Source organism: Priestia sp. FSL W8-0524, assembly GCF_038005965.1.
GTDB classification, from domain to species: Bacteria; Bacillota; Bacilli; order Bacillales; family Bacillaceae_H; genus Priestia; species Priestia zanthoxyli.
Map to the genome: position 1 here is coordinate 3039562 of NZ_JBBOUG010000001.1, position 19637 is coordinate 3059198.

Consider the following 19637-nt stretch of genomic DNA (forward strand, 5'->3'; position numbering starts at 1 on the left):
GCTCTTGTCAAGAGCAGCACTTTTTAAACTTGCACGCTATCTGATTCCACTAATTTTCCATCTTCCATCCACACAACGCGGTCACATAAATCTAGCATTCTTTGGTCATGGGTAACCATTACAGCCGCTTTTCCCCTTAGCTTCACTTCATCTGCAAGCATTTGAACGACCGCTCTTCCTCGCTCTGAATCCAAGCTTGCCGTCGGCTCGTCTGCGAAGATAATTTCAGGGTTATTCATCCACGCTCTTGCAATCGCTACCCGCTGGCGCTCTCCGCCGGATAGACTTTCAGGATAGTGATGTTTTCGATGGGCAAGCCCGAGCTTTTCAAGCAAATCATCCGCTCTTTTTTTTGCTCCTTTGTTTCGGTTTCCTTCTAGTTCCGTGACAAGAAGCAGCTGGTCGCGAACCGTTAAATACGGGATTAAATTAGCTGATTGAAAGATAAAGCCAATTTTTTTAAGACGAATGCTGTTCATTTGCGCTGAAGACATGTTATTAATCTCGTCTCCATCAATCATCACGCGTCCTCTAGACGGTGAAAGCAGCGCGCCTGCAATGGATAAAAAGGTACTTTTCCCAGAACCAGAAGGACCGACAATCGCCACAAGCTCTCCTGCTTTTACACGCAGCGATAGATCATTTAACACGTCTACAGCGTTTTCTCCGTCTCCAAACGACTTGCTAACACTCTCTAAAACTAATTTTTCTTCACTCATTACACAGCCCTCCCAATCGCTTCAACCGCATCTACTTTTGCTACGCGATACAGCGATAATAATGAACTCAGTACAGAAACAGCTACAAACAGCGCTGAACACCCTGCGATTAGCGATACGTCTAAGTGAAACGGCATCGAATCCGGCAATACGGCTGCTACCCCGTATGTCAATCCAATACTAATAGCAAGACTGCATACTGTTAACACAACCACTTGAGATAAAATCGTTTGCGCTAAATAGCTTGTTTTTGCTCCGATGGCTTTTAACACGCCAAACTGATTCATTTTTTGAAGCGTCATCACGTAGAAGAAAACCGCTAGCACAAAAGCGCCAATGATAAACAAAAATGCGACCATCATTAAAAGCGAGCCTTGTTCTTCTTGATAACCTGGAATTCCTTTTAACGCTTCACCTTTACTAATCACGTCAATGTCAGACTCCTTTTTTTGAAGAGCATGTGCTTTTTTATCGTTCATATTTAACACCACTGCATTAAACGCACCTGTGTTTTCAATTGTTTTCCACTCTTTAAGATTAATATGAATAACAGGCGCGTGACTAAACGACTGATTTTTTGTAAAACCAACAATCCTAAAGCTTTTTCCTGAAGCCGTATCTTTTATCGTATCACCTAGCTTTACTCCTTCTTCTTTTAGCGAAGAGTCCGCCACGGCTTCATGTTTCGCATCGTCCGTAATCATCTTCCCTTCTGTTACGTTCGGAGCTAAAAAGCCGCTCGTGCTTACGGCAAAAAACGAGGCGTCTATTTTTTTCGCTTTTCCTTCATTTATAACGGCTGTCATCATCACACCAAGCGGCTCAGCTTTTTTCTTTCCGCTTAGTTGTTGAATATCTTCTGTTTTGTTTATGGATAAAACAGAGCGCGTCAGGCGCTGATCCGCTTCTTTTTGAAGCACAACGTAATTTCCTTTCATTTCTTGAACAGCTGAAGCATTGTCAGAAGAAAGCCCTTTTGCTAAGCCTGATACAAAAAGTACAAGCCATACAATTAACACCATAATCGCGCCAATGAGTAAGTAGCGCAGCTTCGCATGTTTTAATTCACGTAAAGCCAAAAACATGTTTCTTTCATCTCCTTTTTTAATTCTATTTAAAGTATAAAAATAGAAAATGAATGGAAGATGAACGGCTCATTACATTTTCGGAAGATAGACGTGAAAAATGCTGCCTTTTCCTTTTTCGCTTTCAACGTGAATGGAACCTCCGTGCATCTCGACAATTTGCTTTACAATCGCTAAACCAAGACCACTGCTTCCTTCCGTCCGGCTTCTTGCTTTATCTTCTTTATAAAAACGATTAAAAATATGCGGGAGGCTTTCTTTTGACATGCCGATTCCCGTATCTTGAAATTCAACGTGGCAATGCGTATCTTCCATGCCAACGCGAAGAGACAGCTTTCCTCCTTCTTCCGTGAACTTTACGCTGTTTGTAATCAAGTTTGTCCACACTTGATGAAGCAGTTTTTGATCGCCTGAAATCATCGTTGAAGGCAGGTCCATTTCAATGGCCAGCTCTTTTTCACGCCAGCTCCACTCCGTCATAAACAGCACTTGCTTGATTTGAGCCGCAACGTCAAACGTGCTTTTGTCGATATGCTCACTTTCTTTATCAAGTGAAGCAAGCGTAAGCAGCTGTTTGCTGAGTGACGACATGCGCCGGCTTTCTTCTTCAATAATAGACAGATACTCATTTCTTTGTTCATCAGAAAGATCCGCAGAACGGAGCGTTTTTGAAAACCCTTGAATGGACGCCAGCGGAGACTGAATTTCATGTGACACGTTGGATACAAATTCTTGGCGCATCTCTTCAAGCTGCTCTAAACTTTTAGCCATTTCGGAAAAATGTGAAGCAAGCGCGCCGATTTCGTCTCGGCGCTTTACGTATAGCTCAACGTTGTATTTTCCTTTTGCCACTTGCTTTGTTGCTTCCGTTAGCTTAACGATTGGTTTTACTAAATAACGCGTGCTAATAAGTACAAACAAAATACTTAATACAATCATCAGCAGTAAAATGACTGAGAAAAAAATGCGCATTTCCCCGAACTGCAGCTGAATATCTGGGCGAATAAACAGCGCTTGCTGCTTATTACTTTCTCCTTTTAACGGCACGCCGATGGTATTAGCTAACACATTATCAAAAAACCCCGTCACAAACACCTGTGAAGGAAAGTTTGCAATTCCGTGATACATTTTGCCTTCTAACACTTGTTTGACAGCACTTTTTTCTAAGCGCTGGTTTCTAAACTCTCGTCCGTAAAACGTCTCATGTCCGGTGCTGTCCACTACATATATTTGATAGCCAAGTTTACTAATATGCTGTAAATAAGACTGTTGATCCACGCCTCTATTGCTTTCGTAAAAGCTCGCAATGTCTTTTGCCATACGGGTAAGCTTTTGATCGTTATACGGTTTTAAGCTGTACTGATAATAAACGTTTGCTAGAATAAACGCGAGGAGACTGCTAAATACCATTACAGCAATGGTCGTCAGCACAATCCGCAAATAGAGCGTCTTCATTTTGCCCTCACCTCAAGCTTATAGCCGACTCCTCGAACCGTCGTAATGACAAAATCATCGGTGTGTTCAAACCGCTCGCGCAGCCTTTTTACGTGTACATCGATTGTGCGGTTATCTCCATTAAAATCCGCTCCCCATATGAGATGGATTAATTCTTCTCTTGTGAAAATTCTTCCTGGATAGCTCGCAAGCTGAGCTAATAATTCAAATTCTTTCATTGGAAGAATGAACAGTCGTCCGTTGCAGTGCACTTCATAGCTTTTTCGGTCGATAGAGGTGTTGTTCAGCACAATCATTTTTTCATTTACCACTTCGTACCGGCGAAGCAGTGCTTTAATTCGGAAAATCAATTCTTTTGGTTCAAACGGCTTTGTCACATAGTCATCCGTTCCTGCTAAAAAGCCTTGTTCTTTGTCTTCCAGCTGATCTTTTGCCGTTAATAAAATAATGGGGAAATCATAATAACTCCGTATTTCTTCGCAAACTTCATATCCGTCTTTATGAGGCATCATAATATCTATAACCGCTAAATGAATGTGCTGCTTAGCAAGCAGACCTGAAGCTTCTTCCCCGTCTTTTGCTTCATGCACCATATAGCCTTCAAGCTGCAAATAGTGACGAACCAGCTGCCGCATATGGGCATCGTCATCCGCCAGTAAAATGTGAATCATTTTTTCTGCCACTCCTTTTATCAAGCATTTAAAATGGCGACCTTTTGGCCGCCATCATTTATTCTTTCAGTATCTATCTGTTTACTAGTGTAACCAAACACCGTGGTCATATTGCGTTTTTATTAGGATAAGGGCTTATTGTGAACAGCAGATGAACATCTTGTTACAAAATCCATTCACCGCGGGCAATCATCTCGACTTTTCCGCCTACTTGGATGTGAAAAGCTTCTCCGTCATAACTAGCTTTTACATACAGCAGTGAAGGTCTTCCTATTTCGTATCCTTGTTCTACACGTATGTCAATTATAGTCCGATTAAAATAACGGTATTTAACTAAATATGCTGCTAAACAGCCGTTGGCGCTGCCGGTTGCCGCATCTTCTGGAACGCCGTAGTAATCAGCAAAATCTCGCACATTTACGTGATGATCTTGGTGATAGGTTTCCGGTGAAAAGACCATAATTGCTTTCGCTTCCGTGTCTTCTATCAGTTTGAAATATTTTTCTTTGTCTACGTTTATCTCTTTAGCTGCTTCTAATGATGTTAACGGGACAAGAATGACCGGCAGACCGGTGGATACTTCTTGAATAGGAAAACGCATATCGATATAAGCCTCATCAAGGTTTAACACGTCCGCCACCTGCTTTTTATCTAACACTTTTCCAAACGTCGGCTGACCTTGTGTCATCCACAGCACGTCTTTTGGTTCATCATATGTAACGGGCGTAGGACCTGCTTTATAATGAAGAATAAGTTCCTTCGTATCTTTTTCTTCGAGTTCTTCGCGAATCACATAAGCGGTACCAAGCGTCGGATGGCCTGCAAATGGTACTTCTTCATTAGGAGTGAAAATTCGTACGTTATATTCTCCTTTTTGTGGAGAAGAAGACGTAATAAACGTGGTTTCAGAGAAATTAATTTCTTTAGCCATTTGCTGCATCTCTTTGTCTGAAAGGCTTTCGGCGTCTTTAAAAACTGCGAGCTGATTTCCCGTATATTTTCTCTGTGCAAATACATCAACAATGGAATACTGAATACTTTTCATTTATGTTGTTCCTTTCTAACGCGAATTTTTATGTGTAAAATAGGTCATTACGTTTTTCTTTAAAGCCTCATATTGCTCTTTATTCGTATCCATAAACGCTTCTTCCCGACTGGACAAAATGTCTTCATAATGGAGAGGCTCACGAAATTGTTCTTGGGTAAAATCACAGCGCCGTTGATCGAGCTGATTATAAAAATGCCAGCCTTCTTTACACGGAGTTTTTAAGATATCTCCTCCTTTTAGATCTTGAACGACAAGCGCGGTCACGCCGCACTGTCCTTTGGCAGGATTATCAACTGTCCACTTCGTGCTTGAATGAATTGACCACGATTGATGCAGGGCTTTCTTTAAACGATTCACGTTGGGGCAGCTCCTTTTCCTTCAAATCTACCATATTCTTCTTTTTTATGAAAGTTCCCATTAAAAAATCCACAGCGCAAATATTCTTACTTTAAAAATAATTTAAGGAAGAATAGAAAAATAATAGAAATAATGTATAATAATAGAGTCATTTTAGATGATAGATTATAACCAATGAAAGGTGTTTTAAATGGAAGAACAAGCAGTAAATGAAATCGTTTCTTTTGAAGAAGAGCATAAAGTAGTTCGAACGAATACGCCGTATTATGATTTGAAGTGGGGAAAAACAGCCAACCCAGCTAAAAACAACACGTGGAACTGGGCAGCCTTTTTTCTGACAAGCGCTTGGTTTGCATACCGAAAAATGTATAAGCACTTTTTTATTTTATCGCTTATTGAAGTAATATGGTTTTCCCTTTTGTGCTTTGTGGACATACCAGAGTGGTCCGATGCAATTGTGTTCGGCGGTGCTTCACTTATTACAGGGCTGTGTGCCAACCGCTGGTATTATAAGCACGTTAAAAACGTGTTAGCTCGAGCCGAAGCTCAGGTGGAACAGCGGAAAGAAGCTTATTTGCAAATAAAAGGCGGCACTCACATCGGAATTGCTATTGGTTTAAGCATCTTGGCGCTTGTGATTACGTTTGGAGTCGGAGCCGGACTATCATATTTACCAACAAAAACGAATATTAAAGATGTAGTTCGCTACGGCGACGAAGCAATTACGCTTGAAACCTACAACGATCATCCAAAATGGACCTATATTAAAAAAGAAGGCCGTCATCACGTTGTACAATTTACCGGCTACGATTATACAGAAAAAGAGCATGTACGCATTTTGTTTAACGTTTATTTGGATAAACAAATTTACGAGTGGGACAAAATTTACATCAACGGCAAAAAGTTAAATAAAAAAGATGCGGAAGACTATGAATACTGGATTGAAGACAGTTCAGCATATTAAAAAAGTCAGCAAAAAAGAAAGGATGAGTGCTTGCTCTCCTTTCTTTTTTGTTTTATCTTAAAGCGTCAAAGGCAGCTTAACCGTCACCACTGTCCCGTTCTCATCACTTTCAATCGCAAGCTTACCGTTATGCTCGTTGATGATCGTTTTACAAATAGAAAGCCCTAACCCCATGCCTGTTCCATCTTTTGTTGAGAAAAATGGATTTCCTACTTTATTAATAATCGATAGCGGAATCCCAGAACCTGTATCTTGAATGTCAATAAGAGCCCAATCTTCCCATTCTTTGATAATAAGGTTTACTTCCCCGCGTTTCTTTTTCTCCATTGCTTCAATGGCGTTTTTCAAAAGGTTCATAAACACTTCTCTCATTTGAGCAGGGTCGATTGATACAAGCGGAATGGCTCCTTCTATTCTTACGTTCATTTCGACATTATATAGCGCAGCTTCACTTTTCAAGAAAGCAACGGTATCATGAATAACTTCTACAATTGATACGATTTCTTTTTTAGGCGCTGTTGGCTGCGTGACAAGCAAGAAGTTGTTAATAAGTTCATTCATGCGGTCCAGTTCATCAAGAACAATTTTTTGAAAAGGCTCTGCTTGTTCATTTTCATTAAATAAAAATTGAATAAAGCCACGCACCGACTGCATCGGGTTTCGAATCTCATGCGCTAATCCTGCTGCTAGCTGCCCTACGAGCGCCAGTTTATCAAGCTGCAGAATTTTCTCTTCAATTTTCGGCAAAACAGCCGCTTGATTTTTATAAATAATATGAGACAAAATACCAGCCAGCCGGTTTAGCCCTTGAATTTCACTTTCACTAAACTGATAAGGATCCGGATCGACCGCACATAAGGTACCAAACATTCTTCCGTCTTCTAGCACAATCGGTGTTCCTAAATAAGAACCTACCCGGGCACCATCAATGATGGCTAAATTAGACGTTCTAACATCGCGTTTTGTATTGGGAATAACAAGGGGTTCATCACACGTGACTAAGTTGCATACCGCAAGCTCTAACGGCAGCGTCAGTCCATCCTCTACAAGGCTTCCCCCTTCTTTATTAAAGGCTTTCATAACTGAAAATTGTTCGTCGAAAATCCCTACAAACAGCGTCCTGCTTCCGACTACTTCGCTAGCCATCTGCAATACATCCCAAACGGCTTTTTCATTGATGTTCCTCTCTTCCATTACCTTAGTCACCTACTATTTAAATATAGACTGTTCTATTCTCTTATTCTCATTATAAATTTTAAATTCGAAAACGTATATCAAAATTTTAAGAACTCGTTTATTTCTTCTATTTCATCATTAGGGTTAAGAATAGCCAAGACTTGATGGTCTTCCCATATGCCATTAATATTTACATTTTTCCTAGCAATTCCTTCTCTATGAAACCCAGCTTTTTCGAGTACGCGCTGAGAAGGCAAATTACGTGGCATAACGCCGGCTTCAATGCGGTGAAGATGCAGCTCTTCAAACGCATAGTCAACAAGTGCTTTTACGGCTTCTGTTGCGTACCCTTTACCATTATGATGGTGATTTAAAAAATAGCCGATAACTGCGCTTTGTAAAGATCCGCGCATCACTTGAAAAAGACTGATAGTGCCAATCAGCTTATTATTCTCTTTTTGAAAAAGACCAAAATAGTATTCTTCATCGTTTTTTCTATTCTCTTCGTGACGCTGAATTTTTTCTACTTGGCTCTCTAACGTATAAAAAGAATGCTCTCGAATCATAGAAAACTGTTCAAAAAAGCCGCGATTGTCCTTTTGCAATCGGAGGCTTTCGTGCGCATCGCTGACAGTTAACGGGCGTAAATAAATAGTATGACTTTCGATCATGTTATGTCTCTCCCTCTTTTACTTCTCACAGAAAGTTATGTAAAAAGAATGCTTCATTAACATTTCCATTTTCTCACATAGTAAGCGTTTCTTACTGTAATGTAAAGAACAAAAAGCACGATTCTAACATCTTTTCTTTATCTCTTTCTGCCACTTTTTTTATTTCTTTACTATGTAAACCAAAAACCACCTGGAAAATCACCAGGTGGTTTTTTATATTAAGTGGGGTGCACGCTCTGATTAACTGTGGATGGATATAACGCCTTACGTTCCAAAACAGACTTCTTTATAGAAAAGAATGATCTGAAAAATATTTCTTCTGAGATTTTTTCTTTTACTTGCGTTTAACAGCCGCAGCCAAAGCCATAACCGCCGTAGCCGCCATACGGATAACCACCATAACCGTAGCCGTAACCGCCATAGCCATATGGTGATAACAGTGAGCCTGCTACTAGCCCTCCTGCTAATCCTCCTAAAAATGGTCCTCCAAAGCCATAGCCGAATGGTCTCCCAAAGCCATAGCCAAACGGGCGTCCAAAACCAAACGGTCTGCCAAAGCCAAACGGTCTGCCAATAAACCTTTCATCCGCGTGTTGAAGTTGATGATGATCTTGAGAATACATAGTAGGTAAAAAATGCATTTCTGAATTCATAAGAGAAACCTCCGTTTTTTTGTTTTTTGCTTTCACCCAAGAATATGCATTTACCTATTCGCTGTCTTGGGCAAATATCTTGGTTATGCTGAAAATAAGGGAAAAGAATTACGAAAAAAAGCAAATTACTAGGTTTATATGAAAATGAGCTCGATTTCTCTTTAGTACCTAATACATACAAAAAGAAGCGGATCATGACTTAGAATGTATATGGAAAGTACTAACATGTTGATTTCATCGTAAAAAATAAGAAGCCGAAGAAAAAATTCTTCGGCTTCTACTTCATTATGTACGCAGGCTAAGGAGGAAGTGCTATTAGCCTGCTTCGTTATAACATGGGGGCTCATATATGAGATATTGGGATGATTCATCCTATGTAGAAAGTAAAAAAAAGTACCGTGTCCATCTTATTTTCTTATCTTTTTTTATTTTCATTGAAATCATTGGATATTTTTGGAGCACTTTTGTATTTCGGGCATATGTTAAAAATGTACTCAGAACTTGGAGGTGAAATATATGGGCTTCTATGGTGGCTGTGGTTATGGCGGTTACGGTTACGGCGGCGGCTGCGGGTTTGGCAGTGGCTTTGCTTTAATCATCGTATTATTCATTTTATTAATCATTATCGGCTGTGCTTGCTGGGGAGGATTTGGCGGTTGCTAATCATTAGAAATAATGATAAACAGCTTCATTTCCACTAATTTTTTTACCAAAAGCTAGCTTTCCACTTTATTATGAAAAAGCAGTGTCCACATAATGGGCACTGTTTTTAAGTGTACTCATAATGAGACTCACCACTGAGAAAAAACAACATGCTTTTTAATCTACCGTTCCTTGTTTACGCCTTCTCATTACCTTATTTTTCTTGTTCATACTTCCCTTTCTTCTACATATTAATAGATAAAAAGAGTAATTAAAAAGAGAGCCACTCTGCAACTCTCTTCCCGCTTTATGTAAAAAATTATACAAACGATTTTTTCAAGACGACGCGCTGATCATTTACAGCATAGCCGTTTTTTTCATAAAAAGCCTGTGCAGCTCCTCCAGTCGCCGTCAAGAGATACAAGCTGTTGATATCGTGTCTTTGAAGTTCGTTCTCAAACCGGCTTAAGATAGCTGAACCATATCCTTTTCCCTGCACGCTTGCGCTGACGCAAAGCTCGGCCACGTAAAAGGTCATACCGCTGTATGATTTTTTCGCGTGACCTGCAATCATGCCAATCAAATCGCCTTGGTCATAAAATAAATAACCGATAAATTTAGGCGTGTTCAGTAGATCAGTCAGCCTTTCTTTAGCTGATTCTTCCGTCCATTGTTCATTCCATGGCTTTCTTGTAAATACATCTAGATACAAGTCAATGCACTGCTGCATATTCTCTGCAGTAAAAGGTACTACTTTTTCAATCATTTCCACGCTTCCTTTTTTGTTTAGTTTGAAGGCTTATTAACAATTCGCTCGTACATTTCCGGCAGGTGCTTAATCTTGTAATCAATCGTCTCAAGCTTGTGATGGATTTCTTCGATTTCTTTTTGCACTGCTTTTTTATGATCCATCAGCATTTGCAGACTTTTATCAAGCACGGCATTTTCAAGCGTACAGTTTTCAATAAGCGTCCGAATGTCCTTAATTTGCATACCCGTGCTTTTTAAGCAGCAAATTAAATCAATCCATTCAATATCTTGTTCTTTAAAAATACGATTCCCTGACGCTGTACGATCTAAAAATGGAAAAAGCCCTTCTTTATCATAATAGCGAATGGTATAAATTGTCACGTTCAATTTCTTTGCAACTTGTGAAATGGTATACGTCATATTGCTTCCTCCTACATTTTAACCTTCTCAGAAAAACATGATGAGTTTGCCTTGACCTCCAGTTATCTCGAGGATTTATTCTTTTATAGTCTTCTTCACCGCGCTCCTTATGCTGCAAAATTCTTGTACAAGCAGCAACATACATTCAAATCAGAAAGGATGATACGATGAATACTGCTCACATGATGCTTACCATTGTAATTGGCGGTTTTATTGCCTTTGTATTAGGTCTTGGCGTCACCAAAATAATTGAGCTGCTGTTAAATCTTTTTCTAGCTTAACCAGCAGTTACTTATCGTAAAACGCAGGTAACTCCGTTCCATATCCGAACGGAGTTACCTGTTTTATTTTAAGAACTGCAGCGCTTAAGGCACCATGTTGCCAGCGGCTTTATAAATATCGTACCACTCTTCGCGCGTTAACTTGATTTCTGAACCTTTACTTGCATCTTTCATACGTTGAATATTTGTAGTACCAAGCACTACTTGGATGTTTGCAGGATGAGTTGTGATCCACGCAACGGCAATCGCTGTATTCGTCACGCTATATTTATTTGCGATGCGATCAATCACTTCGTTTAGCTTTCCAAATTTCTCTTTATCGCCGAGGAAAGGTCCTTCAAAAAATCCGTTTTGGAATGGCGACCATGCTTGAAGCGTTATATCATTTAAACGGCAATATTCAAGCACACTGCTGTCGCGGTTCACAGCTTGATCGATACCCATATTTAAAGAAATACCAGAGTCAATGATTGGCGTATGTGCGATACTGAACTGCACTTGGTTTACGACAAGCTTTTGTTTGATGTATTTTTCAAGCAGCTGAATTTGCGCTGGGTTGTGATTCGACACACCAAAGTGACGTACTTTTCCGCTGTTTTGAAGTTCATTAAACGCTTCTGCTACTTCTTCAGGGTCCATTAGCGGATCTGGACGATGAAGTAATAAAAGATCTAAGTAATCTGTTTTTAAACGCTCCAAGCTGCCGTTAACAGAGTCTATGATATGCTTCTTTGAAAAGTCATAGTAATTTTTCGCTGAGTTAATGCCGCATTTACTTTGAATCACCATTTTCTCACGAAGACTTGAATTCATTTGTATAGCGTTTGCAAAATATTCTTCGCATTGTCCTACATAATCAGGACCGTAAATATCCGCATGGTCAAAAAAGTTAATTTCTTCTTCCATCGCTGTGCGGATTAGCTTCTCTGCTTCTTGTAAAGAAAGTTCTGTTAAACGCATATTTCCCATAATTAAATTTGATACGTGTAAGTCAGTATTAGCAATTGTATGATACTTCATATAAAGCCCCTCCTTGAAATGATACTACTACAAGATAAACCATAGAGTTAACTCTAGGTCAAGCAGAAAGAATCAAAGATTTTATAAGCAGCGACGGGAAAACACCCTATCTTTTTTGGTAAAAAGATGAAATACTAGGTGGTGGTGTGATAAAAGTCACTGCCGCTCTGCATTTCATTTAGTAGTATATGTTACGTTCTTTTCTTCCTTTTTATCGAAGCTTATTTCATAGCAATACATTAATCTATCAGGCAAAGGAGCTTATCAATCACTATGCAGAAAACGAAAGCAAAACGATTTGAAATACAGTATTCCGTTCTAAAAGATGAAGCCAAAATCAAAGGAACTTTTGTGATAGAATCTGCTAAAAACCGAGATGACGCATCAAGGCTTGCTAAATTAAATGTCTCTACAAAAGAAAGAGTGTTTATTCAATATGTAAAGATTTTAAAAGTCAAACGAGTTTCTACAGATTCGGCGGCAAAGTGACATTGGTTTGCTTCTTCTTTTAGCAAGCCCCTATTTATGCTGAAAGTGTCGTTTCAGAAGATGCTTGTTTCGTTCGTGTGAGTAATAGAACTAACCCAATAATACAAGCTGTGCCAATCCATTGATAAAAACCAAAAGGCTCTTTCAGCCAAACAACGGTTGTGATAACAGCGGCTAAAGGTTCTAAACTTCCAAGCAAACTCGTTTCTTTAGGTAAAAGACTTGGCAGGCTTTCTACATAAAACCAAAAAGCAAGCATCGTGCCAAAAATAATAACAAATAAAATATATCCCCAGGTTATTGGTGATAAGCTTGACGCTTCCCAAGGCGGATGAATAAAGCTCATTACGCTTCCCCCGATTACCATTGCCCAGCCAACGATAACAAGCGAACTGCACTTTTTAATCAGCGGCACGGCATACAGCGTATAAAATGCTTCTACACCTGACAACACTCCTCAAACAGCGGCAGATACAGAAACAGACAGTGAAGAAACAGAGCCGTTTGTTAGTAAAAAGAAGCTGCACATCTCATCACTAAAAAACGGCGGGGCAATCACCCCGCCGTTTTTTTATGAACTCTTTTTACTCGTTGATTTCGCATCAGAAATCTTCCCTAAGAAGAATCCGTCTACTTCTGCTATTTTTCCTCTCCAAAAGATTTTTCCTTTTGAAGGAGTAGACTTACTGTCTCCACAGTAGATCTTTGTATTTTTCAAATGAATAAAATGGGCTTCTGCTTCTCCGTTTGATTCGCTCGCTTCGCTTGCTAAAGAGAATTGTTCGCTTAGCGCCTGAGCCACTTCGCTGCCTTCTTCAAACGTTTCGCTTAAGTAATCAAAGTATTCTTTTGCTGAAATCATGGTACCGGAAATCACAGCGCCGTTTACATTTAATGAAATATCAAGTGAAAAGCCGTGTTTATTAGAAGCTTTCACAAAGTATTCAAGCGTATTGTCTTTAGTTGAAAAAGAAGGGCCTGTACTCATGTCTTTCTTTCCTCCTTTACGTCTTAGGCTGTTGTATCGTCTTCACTAGAAAGAGATGTTGCGTCATCATCTTCTTCATCCGTGTTTTTCTTTGCTTTTGTATTTTTTGATTTTTTAGCTGTTGACTTTTTTGGTTTCGCTTCCTTTTTTTCTTCTTCACTTTCCTCTTCTTCGTCTTCTTCTTCTGTTTTTACTTTTTTATTTTTTTTGTTTGAACGAGAATCTTCCTCTTCTTCCTCGCTGTCTTCGTCACTTTCACTTTCTTCTTCCTCTTCTTGCTCCTCTTCTTTTTTGTTCTTTTTACGAGGCTTAGATGTTTCTTCTTCGTTTTCATCGTCCTGCTCGTTTTCCTCGTTCTCATCGTTCTCTTCTTCGTCGGAATCTGTATCTTCCGCTTCTTCATTTTGATTTTTATTGAGGCTAAGCTCAACAAGCATGTTCATTTTTTCTTCAAGCTGTGATAAACGGTCTTGAAGCGTTTGATTTTCTTCTTTTAACTCATCGTACTCTTGAACGTTATCGTCTTCTGTTTCGCTACTAGAAGAATTTACGTTTTCTTCATCATCTTTTGATTTATCTTTTTTAAACAAGCTTCCCGCAGATGTTTTCAGGCTGGCCACGCTGCTTTTTGATTTTTCTTTTACCTTTGTTCCTAAATCAGATGCTTTGCTTTTTAATTCGTCTGTATCAATGCGGTCAAGGAGACTTTTTCGATTTTCAGGAGTCGATACATATCCAATCGTTGCACCGATGATACCTCCTGCTACCGCTCGTTTGATTGGCCCGCTGCTTGTTGTTTTGCTTGCTTTTGAATCGTTCTTTTCTTTTGAACCGTTTTCCGTATTTTTGTTTTCCTTGTTTTCTGCCTGTGTGTTATCTAATTTTGTTTCAGTTGCCATTGTAAATCCCTCCATTTTTTAAGTAGCGTACAGTTTTTAACGTTCTGTTTCTATTTTTTCTTCAAGCGTTTTTAACCGCTCATGCAGCATTTTATTTTCTTCTTCGAGCGCTTTACTATTGGCTCCTTTTGAACTGAGATAGGGATCATTTTCCCACCAGTCCATGCCGATTTCTTTTGCTTTATCAACCGAAGCCACAATCAAGCGGATCTTTATCGTTAATAGCTCGACATCTGCAATTCCTACGGTGATGTCCCCCGCTATGACGACTCCTTTATCCAAAATCTTTTCGAGCACATCTACAATCGTACTTGACTGCATATTATGTTCGACTGCCATACTGTTCCTCCCACTGACCGCTTAAAGCAGGCTGCCTAGCGGTCCAAGATCAATATTTAAATCTTCTGCGTCCAGACCGAACACCTCTTTCAACTCGTCCATTTTTTCTTCCAAGTTCATTAGTGCAATTCCTAAGTTTTCAATTTGTTCGTCCGTCAACGTTCCACCCTCCACCCGCCTCATGGCATGACGTTCAACGATTTGCCTCAATAGCTCAATAACTGTCATCACAAGCTGCGCTAAGCCTTGTTCAGCTTTATCGGGATCCAAGTGGATTCGTCCATTTGCTTGGCTGACCGGTTGCATCCAGTAATTCCTCCTTTTGTTTATCAAATTGTTCAGAAGTTATGGGTTTGCGATTTCCTTCTTTTGCTTGCACAAGCGTTTCAACCGAAGAAATTAGCACCCGCAAATCCAAATACACTAAATCGACGCCGGCTATGGAAATGATTAAGTCTCCTTTAATGGCGACTCCTTTATCTAAAATGACATCTAAAATATCAATAAGAGCAATATCTTTATTTTCCATGGATTGTTTAAGAGACATAATGTTAATTCCTCACTTTACGCAAAGCTCGAGAAATGATAGGGCGGCCATGGTCCCGTCACTTCAAATTTCCAGCCTTTATTTTCAAGCTTTTGCTGAAGCTCTTCTATTTCGTTTACAAACTTAGTGATCTGCAGAGACGGGAGAAGAAACACGCTGTTCCACGCCATTTGTTCAGCTGCGCCCGTTACGTCCTTGCTCCAATTCTTTTTAACAGAGTCATAAAGCGACAGTTCTTTGAGCTTGTCATGTATCTCTTCACACACTTTGTTTTTGTGAAGCTCTAATTCTCTTTCAATCAGCTGATCTATTTTTTTCTTTTCAAAAAACTGTCTTCCTGGTGATAAGTGACTAATTTCTTCTTTTTTCGCTTTTACGCTTTCATTCGTCTCGCTGATTCCTTTTTTAAGCTCTTTATCATCACAGTAAATCTTCACGTTCCACTCTTCATTTCCTTGAAGCAGCGTCAGTGAATTCTCTAGCTTTTCTTTGTTAAGCTCAATAGCTGCTTGCAGACTTTCTTTACTTTTATAAATGGTGCAAAATTTTAATGGAATGATCGTAAATTCTTCGTACAAAGCGGCTACCGTTTCGTGATGATGAAATGCTTTTTCCTGCAGCCAGCTCATATCCTGCTCCATTTTTTCTTTAATCACTTCTTCTGAATAGGCGTCAGCATCCAGCTTAGAAACGACAGCCGTCACCTGATCAATCGTTATTGGGTACAGTGAATGTTCTCCGTCAAACCCTTTATAAGATGGAAACGGCTCTCTGGCTGCTGCTTCTTTTGTTGGAATTAAACCGTATAAATACAGTAATTCTCCCATCTAGGATTCCTCATTTCTTTTTTTTGTCAGCTCTTCCCATTGTTCAATTTCTCTGCGTTTCGCGATTTCGTACCTCATTAACAATTCATCTTCTTTTTCTTGAAACGCTTCTTCCGGAATTTCACCAAGCTCAAACATCATTTGAAGCTGAATGAGTTTTTGCTGAATCGTTGGAAGGTCATATAGCTGTTTATCAGCTTCTTCCTGTACTTTTTCGCCGATTTTTACTACAAGGTTAATAGGTGCGGTTACTAATTTGTGAAGCACGTTATTTCTCTTCTACTTTTAGGCGAATGTTCACAAAATTATAAGCAGGCCAAGGACCGCTGTAATGAAAATCGGCTTTGTCTTTCCAGTTTTCATGCGCTTCATTCACTTTTTCATCAAACTTCGCTTCATCTTCTCGGTTAATTAAGAAAGAAGCGTTTAAAAGCATTGTTTCGCCCGTTGGCTCATTTGCTTTTGCTGCTTCCGCTGCCTCTTCAAGCGGAGAAAACACATCTGTCTTGACTTCTTTTTGCAGGGAAGTAAACATCTTTTGAGCCATTCCTCCAAGCTGAATACGCTCATAATAACCGGCTGCTTCTGATTTTCCTTTTACGGAGGCTGATACTTTTTCAAGTTCAGGATTTTCGTTTACTTTTTTCTCGAGCCATTCTTTTTTTCCAATTACTTTTAAACCAACTTCAATTTTTCCTTTGATGGCTGGAAACAGCTTTTCAAACTGCGGATAAAGGTTTTCTAAAAGAACTTTTACGTCTTCTTTTGATTTGAATACATTCCCAAAGCTGATTGGAATAACCGTATCATTTTTGTCCATAATCGCTGCTACTGCGTGTTGATGCATTAATAGATTTTGGCGATTAGGATGATAAATTTTCATCGGCACTTCAGCTGCTACCATCGCCGCGTCTTTGTAGCGAATCAAAAACGTTTCAGCTTTTGTTCCTTCTACTTCTACCGATCCAAAATCTTCGTCTTTATCCGTTTGAATGGCGCTAAAAATATAAATGCCCGTTTCGTTTGTTTCACTCATGTTTTCAAGCTCCTTTACTTTTCTTCAGTGTCTATATTCTTACACTCTTCTAAAATGATTTTTTCGGCTTTGCTTTTTGCATTTTTCTCGTCTAAACATTTGGTAAGCGGATGATGCAGAATATCCATACATAACGTTTGAAAATCTTCGTCATTTCCATCGATAGCAATGTCTTGCTGCGTAGCAAGGGTAGCGATCATAAGCGAAGCCCGCAGGCTAAGCCCGCTACTGTTTTCGTCTCCAGAGCGGTTTCGCACGTTTGCTACGAGCGTTACAATTGTGCGCGCTTCGTCTTCTTCTACATCCGTTTTCTCCGTTAAAATCGCTGTCTCTCTGTCGATGTCTTTATAATCAATAAACATAGTAATTAACCTGTCAAGAAGCGCATCTTGCGTATCATATACGCCAGCATACTCAGCTGGGTTGCTCGTGAAGATGACGCGGAAATCGGGATGCACGCGTACAAAAGGATCGGTCATTTTCACTCCATACAGCGGCAGCACGCCTTCTTCTAATATCGATAGAAAGATATTATTCGTCGCAGGCTTAGACCGAGTAAATTCGTCGTAAATCAGCGTATAGCCGTTTTTTACGGCTTCAAGCAACCGTCCATCCTGCCAGTTTTCACTTACTTGTTCATCTTTTTTATAAACAGAACGAACATACTGGTCGATTACTTTTTTGCTCGTATAGCCCGTAAAATCGCCAATTAAATCTTTGTTGTTGAGCTCGTGATTCCCGTGCATCAGCATCACAGGACGCTTTCTCTTTTTAGCAAGCGCTCGCGCTAAAGAGGTTTTACCTCCGCCGGCAGGACCTGTAAAATGAATGGAATAGCCGGATTTTAAATAGCTCAGCGCTCTTGAAAGAACCTCTTTTGTCTCGTCATCTTGTATAAAAGCTCCACTGCCTTTTTTCCTTTTGTCTGTTAAGACGGTCATTTTTACGTTCCTCCTGCCATCTTATCGTTTATGCTTCAATGCCAATGGCGCTTCTATATCTGACGTCGAGTCGCTTGAATGAAATAACTTCTTTTTCTTTATTTAAAAAGCACTCATATGTTCCGAGCATTTCATCTTTTGCGTACTTTTTCATATATTCTCGTTCTTCAATGACTTCAACAATAACTCTCCAGCCTTCATCTTCAGTAGTTTCCACCGAGGTAATTTTATGAGGAGGAGCTACGTTTTCAGCAAAAAAGTCGTTCACGGCTTGCATAATTTTTTTAATTTCCATCTTTAGTAGCCTCCAATAGTTAAATCTAAAAGCTGGAACCACCCTTAAAAAAGGAAGGTTCCGTATCATTTCATACTAAATACTAAATACTAAAACGCGGCTGTCCTTCACTTGAATTTGAATTTGAACGTTCAGGAAGACCGTTTTCTTCTACGTCGTCACGAAGAAGCCCTACTGCTTCTGCATAGCGTAACCATGTATCAACACTGGCAATAACCACTCGTGCTTCAATTGTTAAAATTTCAATCCCTACAACAGACACTCTTGCAAAAGCGTCAATAACAATTCCTTTATCTAAAATACGGTCAATGACTTCTGCTAAGCTTGAACTATTAGTACTTTTTTGAATAGACATATCCCATTTCTCCTTTCGCTTATGATCCCATTGTTTTTAAATCTGTAGATGATTTAATATCAGTGGAACTTTTAATCTTAGTAGAGCTTTTAATATCCGTTGCTTTTTTAATCTGATTTACGCCTTTTATTTTCCGCTTGTTTTTTGACTTATCTTTATCGTCTGAAGAAGAAACTTTTTCTTGAAAGTTTTCTCCAGCTTCTTTCACATCGCTAAGCTTATCTTTTACTGATAGTAAGACGTCTTGAAGCTTTTCTTTTGCGTCTTCCCCTTTGCCGTGTACCTTTTGGGCATTTTTTTCTTTTGTTTCCTGCAGTTTTTCTGACGCTTCATTTGCTTTTTCCTGCAGTTTCCCTTCAGTTTTTTCGACAAATTTTTCTTTCGCTTTTTCTTTAACCTTTTCTTCTACCTTTTCCTTAACAGGTTCAGGTGTATGATCGATGATCTTTTTTCCTGCTTTTAAGGCTGCTTTCTCCACATCTTTTTTATCCATGAAATTCCCCTTAAGGACGGATATCTTACTTCTTCGCGTCCATGAGTTTGTTTAGCATCTCTTCAATGCGCTGCAGCTGGTCGTTCATATTTTTATTTTCTTCTTTTAGCTCTTCGTACTGAGACGTTTCCATTTCTGCGCTTTGGCTGACTTCTTCCTGCGAATTTCCCTGTTCATTTGATGTTTCTTCTTTTTTCTTTTTAGGTGCCAGCAGCTTGCTTAGATTGTCTTTTTCAAGATAGCCTGTAGCCGTCTGTCTTAATGCTCCCATCGCTTGCTGCGTTAAAATATCCTGTGCGTTTCTTCTTAACTCTTGTCCTGTCGCACGTACAATTTCTGATTGTCCTAAGCGGCTGAGTACTTTTTTACTCGTTTGCGGACTTGAAAGAAGGCCAATTCCCGCTCCTACTACGCCTCCTAAAATAGCAAGATTTAAAGAGTTTTGCGTTTTTTCTTCCTGCTGCTGATTTTCTTGTTTTTCATTTTGCACATTATTATCAGTTGTTGACATGTTTC

At 39.5% G+C, this 19637-nt stretch carries 28 protein-coding genes and 1 pseudogene; 3 read left to right on the forward strand and 26 right to left on the reverse strand.

Going from position 1 to position 19637, the window contains the following annotated elements; all coding sequences use genetic code 11:
• Positions 1-23 precede the first annotated feature (23 nt).
• The 6 genes from NST66_RS15685 to NST66_RS15710 form a co-directional block, all read right to left on the reverse strand.
• A complete protein-coding gene (locus NST66_RS15685; protein WP_340843481.1) occupies positions 24-719 on the reverse strand; it encodes an ABC transporter ATP-binding protein in 696 nt (231 codons plus the stop codon).
• Positions 719-1804: an ABC transporter permease gene (locus tag NST66_RS15690; protein WP_340843482.1), complete on the reverse strand. Its 1086-nt coding sequence runs from the start codon at positions 1802-1804 to the stop codon at positions 719-721. Before NST66_RS15690 ends, NST66_RS15685 begins: the two co-directional genes overlap by 1 nt.
• Positions 1805-1876: 72 nt before the next feature.
• Positions 1877-3259: a sensor histidine kinase gene (locus tag NST66_RS15695; RefSeq protein WP_340843483.1), complete on the reverse strand. Its 1383-nt coding sequence runs from the start codon at positions 3257-3259 to the stop codon at positions 1877-1879.
• Positions 3256-3930: a response regulator transcription factor gene (locus tag NST66_RS15700; RefSeq protein WP_340843484.1), complete on the reverse strand. Its 675-nt coding sequence runs from the start codon at positions 3928-3930 to the stop codon at positions 3256-3258. Before NST66_RS15700 ends, NST66_RS15695 begins: the two co-directional genes overlap by 4 nt.
• Before the next feature lie 163 nt (positions 3931-4093).
• Positions 4094-4975: a PhzF family phenazine biosynthesis protein gene (locus NST66_RS15705; protein ID WP_340843485.1), complete on the reverse strand. Its 882-nt coding sequence runs from the start codon at positions 4973-4975 to the stop codon at positions 4094-4096.
• Between the two features lie 15 nt (positions 4976-4990).
• On the reverse strand, positions 4991-5335 hold the full coding sequence (locus NST66_RS15710; RefSeq protein ID WP_071272819.1) for a YunG family protein: 345 nt from the start codon (positions 5333-5335) through the stop codon (positions 4991-4993).
• A gap of 190 nt (positions 5336-5525) precedes the next feature.
• Between NST66_RS15710 and NST66_RS15715 the strand changes: the two genes are divergently transcribed.
• Positions 5526-6299: a DUF2628 domain-containing protein gene (locus NST66_RS15715; RefSeq protein WP_071272816.1), complete on the forward strand. Its 774-nt coding sequence runs from the start codon at positions 5526-5528 to the stop codon at positions 6297-6299.
• A 57-nt stretch (positions 6300-6356) separates the two neighbouring features.
• Here the strand turns inward: NST66_RS15715 and NST66_RS15720 are convergent, their stop codons facing one another.
• The 3 genes from NST66_RS15720 to NST66_RS15730 form a co-directional block, all read right to left on the reverse strand.
• On the reverse strand, positions 6357-7493 hold the full coding sequence (locus NST66_RS15720; protein WP_340843486.1) for an ATP-binding protein: 1137 nt from the start codon (positions 7491-7493) through the stop codon (positions 6357-6359).
• Between the two features lie 80 nt (positions 7494-7573).
• Positions 7574-8146 (reverse strand): GNAT family N-acetyltransferase, encoded by a 573-nt coding sequence (locus tag NST66_RS15725; RefSeq protein WP_071272813.1) that lies wholly within the window; start codon positions 8144-8146, stop codon positions 7574-7576.
• 344 nt (positions 8147-8490) lie between these two features.
• A complete protein-coding gene (locus NST66_RS15730) occupies positions 8491-8799 on the reverse strand; it encodes a hypothetical protein (RefSeq protein ID WP_081356377.1) in 309 nt (102 codons plus the stop codon).
• Between the two features lie 516 nt (positions 8800-9315).
• Here NST66_RS15730 and NST66_RS15735 point away from each other — a divergent pair.
• Positions 9316-9462 carry a YjcZ family sporulation protein gene (locus tag NST66_RS15735; RefSeq protein WP_013057978.1) on the forward strand — a complete coding sequence of 49 codons (147 nt, stop codon included), beginning with the start codon at positions 9316-9318 and terminating at the stop codon, positions 9460-9462.
• A gap of 298 nt (positions 9463-9760) precedes the next feature.
• On the opposite strand, the gene NST66_RS15740 is transcribed toward NST66_RS15735, so the two are convergent.
• The 3 genes from NST66_RS15740 to NST66_RS15750 all read right to left on the reverse strand — a co-directional run bounded on the left by NST66_RS15740 (position 9761) and on the right by NST66_RS15750 (position 11912).
• Positions 9761-10207: a GNAT family N-acetyltransferase gene (locus NST66_RS15740; RefSeq protein WP_071272810.1), complete on the reverse strand. Its 447-nt coding sequence runs from the start codon at positions 10205-10207 to the stop codon at positions 9761-9763.
• A 20-nt stretch (positions 10208-10227) separates the two neighbouring features.
• Positions 10228-10611 (reverse strand): MerR family transcriptional regulator, encoded by a 384-nt coding sequence (locus tag NST66_RS15745; protein WP_025751010.1) that lies wholly within the window; start codon positions 10609-10611, stop codon positions 10228-10230.
• Between the two features lie 365 nt (positions 10612-10976).
• Complete coding sequence (locus tag NST66_RS15750; RefSeq protein ID WP_071272807.1) at positions 10977-11912, reverse strand: aldo/keto reductase; 936 nt, start codon at positions 11910-11912, stop codon at positions 10977-10979.
• 273 nt (positions 11913-12185) lie between these two features.
• On the opposite strand from NST66_RS15750, the gene NST66_RS15755 reads away from it, so the two are divergent.
• The gene (locus NST66_RS15755) at positions 12186-12401 is read left to right on the forward strand and encodes a hypothetical protein (RefSeq protein WP_013057984.1); all 216 of its coding nucleotides are present in this window, start codon (positions 12186-12188) and stop codon (positions 12399-12401) included.
• A 34-nt stretch (positions 12402-12435) separates the two neighbouring features.
• Here NST66_RS15755 and NST66_RS15760 read toward each other — a convergent pair.
• The 14 genes and pseudogenes from NST66_RS15760 to gvpT (NST66_RS15825) form a co-directional block, all read right to left on the reverse strand.
• Positions 12436-12921, reverse strand: a pseudogene (locus NST66_RS15760) (DMT family transporter); the annotation flags it as partial.
• A 51-nt stretch (positions 12922-12972) separates the two neighbouring features.
• Positions 12973-13389: a gas vesicle accessory protein GvpU gene (gvpU, locus tag NST66_RS15765; RefSeq protein WP_013057987.1), complete on the reverse strand. Its 417-nt coding sequence runs from the start codon at positions 13387-13389 to the stop codon at positions 12973-12975.
• Positions 13390-13412: 23 nt separating this feature from the next.
• Complete coding sequence (gvpT, locus tag NST66_RS15770; protein ID WP_186807953.1) at positions 13413-14288, reverse strand: YtxH domain-containing protein; 876 nt, start codon at positions 14286-14288, stop codon at positions 13413-13415.
• A 36-nt stretch (positions 14289-14324) separates the two neighbouring features.
• A complete protein-coding gene (gvpJ, locus tag NST66_RS15775; protein ID WP_028414528.1) occupies positions 14325-14627 on the reverse strand; it encodes a gas vesicle protein in 303 nt (100 codons plus the stop codon).
• A gap of 21 nt (positions 14628-14648) precedes the next feature.
• Positions 14649-14933 carry a gas vesicle protein K gene (locus tag NST66_RS15780; RefSeq protein ID WP_028414529.1) on the reverse strand — a complete coding sequence of 95 codons (285 nt, stop codon included), beginning with the start codon at positions 14931-14933 and terminating at the stop codon, positions 14649-14651.
• Positions 14884-15174: a gas vesicle protein gene (locus tag NST66_RS15785; protein WP_028414530.1), complete on the reverse strand. Its 291-nt coding sequence runs from the start codon at positions 15172-15174 to the stop codon at positions 14884-14886. The genes NST66_RS15780 and NST66_RS15785 overlap by 50 nt, the downstream gene beginning before the upstream one ends.
• Positions 15175-15191: 17 nt before the next feature.
• Positions 15192-16001, reverse strand: coding sequence for a GvpL/GvpF family gas vesicle protein (locus NST66_RS15790; protein ID WP_028414531.1), 810 nt, complete (start codon positions 15999-16001; stop codon positions 15192-15194).
• Complete coding sequence (locus tag NST66_RS15795) at positions 16002-16268, reverse strand: gas vesicle protein GvpG (protein ID WP_013084016.1); 267 nt, start codon at positions 16266-16268, stop codon at positions 16002-16004.
• A gap of 1 nt (position 16269) precedes the next feature.
• The gene (locus tag NST66_RS15800) at positions 16270-17037 is read right to left on the reverse strand and encodes a GvpL/GvpF family gas vesicle protein (RefSeq protein WP_028414532.1); all 768 of its coding nucleotides are present in this window, start codon (positions 17035-17037) and stop codon (positions 16270-16272) included.
• A 14-nt stretch (positions 17038-17051) separates the two neighbouring features.
• On the reverse strand, positions 17052-17978 hold the full coding sequence (gene gvpN, locus NST66_RS15805; RefSeq protein ID WP_098627563.1) for a gas vesicle protein GvpN: 927 nt from the start codon (positions 17976-17978) through the stop codon (positions 17052-17054).
• A gap of 28 nt (positions 17979-18006) precedes the next feature.
• Positions 18007-18273, reverse strand: coding sequence for a gas vesicle protein GvpO (gvpO, locus tag NST66_RS15810; RefSeq protein ID WP_045294307.1), 267 nt, complete (start codon positions 18271-18273; stop codon positions 18007-18009).
• An 82-nt stretch (positions 18274-18355) separates the two neighbouring features.
• Positions 18356-18628, reverse strand: a complete 273-nt coding sequence (gene gvpA / locus NST66_RS15815) for a gas vesicle structural protein GvpA (RefSeq protein ID WP_071272787.1) — start codon at positions 18626-18628, stop codon at positions 18356-18358.
• A gap of 19 nt (positions 18629-18647) precedes the next feature.
• Positions 18648-19121 carry a gas vesicle protein GvpQ gene (gene gvpQ, locus NST66_RS15820; protein WP_071272784.1) on the reverse strand — a complete coding sequence of 158 codons (474 nt, stop codon included), beginning with the start codon at positions 19119-19121 and terminating at the stop codon, positions 18648-18650.
• Between the two features lie 25 nt (positions 19122-19146).
• Complete coding sequence (gvpT, locus tag NST66_RS15825; RefSeq protein WP_088048852.1) at positions 19147-19632, reverse strand: GvpT/GvpP family gas vesicle accessory protein; 486 nt, start codon at positions 19630-19632, stop codon at positions 19147-19149.
• Between the last annotated feature and the right edge of the window lie 5 nt (positions 19633-19637).